Genomic DNA, 3,537 nt, shown 5'->3' on the forward strand with positions numbered 1-3,537 from the left:
CCACCGAGACTTGCGGCTGTTCGTACCCAATCTTGGCCATTGCCCATGGTACTGATAATTGGAATCTTCTCACCATTTTTACCTTTGAGTTTTAGACCCAGTTGGTTAATACGGGCTGCGACTCCCCAAGTACATTGGCCGTAGGCATATCCCATACCGTCACCACCTCCTGGAATAGAGTTTTCAAAAAGGTCTCCTCGTACAGCTTCAAGTGCTTTTGGATCACTTTGTGCTGTCCCACCGTTAGGTTGACTAAAGCCTTTTTCAATTTGGTAATACCACTCACTGGCTCGTGTCTGTCGTTCAAGCAGCTTATCACCACTATTTCCTTCCCAGTAAATGAGAAAGAGTTGGGAAAGACTGGCTGGACTTCCTGAATTTTTGAAGAAGTCCTTTAACCAGTTGGTGTAATAAGGACTATCCCCATGCAACATGAAATCCAGTTGTAACCCTAAGTTATACCACTTTTGATGTTTTCCTTTGGCATATTCGAGCAATAAGGTATGTCTGCGTGAACCATCTGCAGTATCTGTCCATTGTCCTAAGCCTAAACCACGTTTGAGAATATTTGGGTAACGTCCATTGTATATCGTTGGACCATTGAGTGAGAGCCAGCCCTCATCATCCCACGAGCTGTCTGTCGCACCAATAGGAGGAGATAGATAGTCGCCTTCCGCACGCTTGGGATTAATAGAGGATTCTACCGACCAATTTCCTAAAATGGCTGCAATAGCTTGATTGGTCGCACCTTTGCTTTTGAGATAGTCATAAATAGCCTTTGCTCTCTCGAACTCGTCGCCACCAAATTGACCGATAGTTGGAAGAATGGTGGTCTGAACCTGGATTACTTTTGGAAAGTAGAAAGCTGGATTGACATAGACCAACTTATCCGTGTCATCATCAACCTTTTGATAGGTGAGTTTTAGACCCGTTCCATCCTTGGTTTGACCAATAATATCTCCTGCCAAGACTTGTTGATTTTCATTCACTCGGCCTGAATGAATGCCAAACAAGGTTAGTTTAGTCTTATTGACTCCCTTACCAGATGTCAAAACAACGTTCTCCCCATCAAGAGATACCTTGCCATCCATCGGAGCCACAATGACTTGACCTTCTTTTGCTTCTAAGATGATATGGTGATGAAGCGTTGGTTTTTCATCAATGACCTCATAACCATATCGGTATAACATACTTAAACTATCTTCATCGGTCTGTCCCTGGAAGGGATTGTCCAATTCTTGAAGGGCTAAATAGTTGCCTTCTTCGGTCAACTCCTTTAGTTCTTCTTGGTCCTCATCTGACAGCTTGTAAGCAGGTTCTTTATACAAGTCAGACATGGATTTAATAGAGACTCCACCATTTAAGTCCGTCCAGACTTGACTGAGAAATGCTTTGTAGGTCGCACCAGCTGTTTCCATGACATCGTCAAGCTTGTAGTCTTGGTATTGATGATTCATGTAAACCATGACCTCATCAATTTTGGTGTAGTAGGCAATCCCTTTTTCGTTGGTTCTTGTATGTTCCGCATCTTCCCACGTCATGTGGGTATAGGCCTTGGTCAATTCCATCTCATCTTGTTGAATGACACTGCTACCTGAGACACTCATGAAAAAGCTCATCATCAAAAGGAGTATCAAGAGAAGGCCTGAGACAATCCAAGTCAAAGGATTTCCCGCAATGACAGAAAAGAAAGTCATACTTCCCTTAATGGCTTGGACGATTCCTTTGAAACCTGCGACACTTTGTTTTCTGACATGCTTTAAAAAGGTTTGGTAACGTCTTCTTGGTTTAAGAGGTTTCTGGCGTGTGAATCTTTTTCCCTTTTTGAAGTTTTGGAATCGTTCCTTTCCATGAGAAAATTTTGTTTTGGTAAACCGCACACCAGTCTGTCCACTTTTTACTGCCACCTTACCTGCTTGAAAGGTAAACATTCCATAGCGTCTGGCTTTCAAACTAGTATCCTTCATGGTTCTTAGACCATCTAAATCATCCTCCTGTGCTACCAGGTCAAGCGATTCGGATGCAGCTAAGCCTAATCCAACTTTGAATTTGGTAGAGTTTTTCTTAGTCTTTTGGACTTTCTTGAGTTGTTTAACCTCACGCTTGGCAGAACTTACGTCTTTTTCTGCAATTAGTCGATCAAATGATTTTTCTTGGTGAAACTGAAAGCGAGACTCCAGGGAAGGATTTTCTTTTTGGAAAGTAAACTTGCGATTAACTACCTGTTGTTTCTCACTTAGTTTCACTTCTGACAGATGTTTTCTTGCTGTCCGCAAACGTTCTTGAGCTTGCGGAAGTCGATAGTTCTTGATTTCCTTTACCTTCAACAGTCTAGGAGAAACATAGGTAATTTCCTTTATGAACTTCTCTTCTGCTTCCTTTTGGCTACTGAGTAGATTTCCTTTTAACTCTGTTTTCTTTTCCTAAAACAGAGAATTTTTGGCTGATTTTCGAAATCTTCCTTTTTTAGGAACAGTCTGTTTTGAGGTCCTAACTTCTTTACGATAATGCATACGAGCTGATTTTAAGTTGCTTCGAAAGTTTTGCCTAGCCTGTTTGACTAGCTTTTTATCCTCTTTCATCTCATGTCCTCATTTTTTCAGGGTCCGTACTCATGATGTCAAAGAGCTTGGTGTGTTGTGGAATCTTATTTTTGAATGGGACAACGGTGGAACCGGCCTTGATAAGTCCAGCCCCTTTTTCAGGATTGACCAAGTATTTCTCCAATTCCTTGGAAAGTCCAAGCATATGCACCAACTCTTCGCGATCGCTCTTGGCCTGTTTTAAAAGAATCATAAACTCGCTATTGGCAATAATGCGTCTACCATTGGCATCCAAAAGAAGTGTTTCTACATTCTGGGTAATGCCTGTCGGTATCGCCCCATACTTACGGACACGACTCCAGAGTTTAAAGAAAAAATCAGAGGCATACTTGTCCAATAAAAGTAGCTGCATTTCATCAAAGTAAATCCAGGTTTTCTTCCCTAGTTTTTGATTTTTCACCACACGATTCCAAATCTGATCAAAAATCACCATGAGGGCAATTTGTTTTAATTCATCGCCTAGCTTTTTGACATTGTAAATCAAGAAATGACTGTCAGTTTTGATATTGGTCCGATGTGAGAAAATATCCAGCGACCCTTCCACATAGAGTTCCATATCCAGTGCCAAGTCCTTAGCTTCCTGTTCAGGTTGTTGAGATAAGACAAAGACCCATTCGACCAAGGATGGTGTGTCAAAATGCTTATAGGTGAGTCGTGTCACACGGTCTATCAGCGACTTTTCGCGACCATCCATTTTGCGGTCCAAGAGCTTTCCAATCCAAGACAAGAGAAATTCGGACTTGACCTTAACTGGATCCTCATCCATATTCTCATCAGATAGATCTAAGACATTTAAGAAGGTGGTAGAGTCTGGGGCAATATCAATACTCTCCCCACCAAAGGCTTGACCGATAATACTGTAGTCGAGTAGGTTAGTGGTATTACTACCACCTTCCTCTCTAAGAACCGTACGTGAGAGTTTCCCCTCATACGG

3 protein-coding genes are annotated in these 3,537 nt (G+C 41.9%); all 3 read right to left on the bottom strand.

Annotation, left to right across the window (positions count from 1 at the left end; all coding sequences use genetic code 11):
* Window positions 1-2,360 (bottom strand): phage tail tip lysozyme (locus tag SST111_RS05245; RefSeq protein WP_257211784.1); only part of this gene is annotated, 2,360 nt, incomplete at its 3' end.
* Window positions 2,361-2,423: 63 nt separating this feature from the next.
* Window positions 2,424-2,582: a hypothetical protein gene (locus tag SST111_RS12385; RefSeq protein ID WP_257211782.1), complete on the bottom strand. Its 159-nt coding sequence runs from the start codon at window positions 2,580-2,582 to the stop codon at window positions 2,424-2,426.
* 1 nt (window position 2,583) lies between these two features.
* Window positions 2,584-3,537, bottom strand: a 954-nt coding sequence (locus tag SST111_RS05250; RefSeq protein ID WP_249549682.1) for a VirB4-like conjugal transfer ATPase, CD1110 family, incomplete at its 5' end; no start/stop codon positions are given.

This window comes from Streptococcus suis YS161 (assembly GCF_002760245.1).
GTDB lineage: Bacteria > Bacillota > Bacilli > Lactobacillales > Streptococcaceae > Streptococcus > Streptococcus suis_I.

Coding starts and splice junctions, on each gene's coding strand:
- SST111_RS12385 (WP_257211782.1), bottom strand. CDS start 2,582: ATGAAAGAGGATAAAAAGCTAGTCAAACAGGCTAGGCAAAACTTTCGA.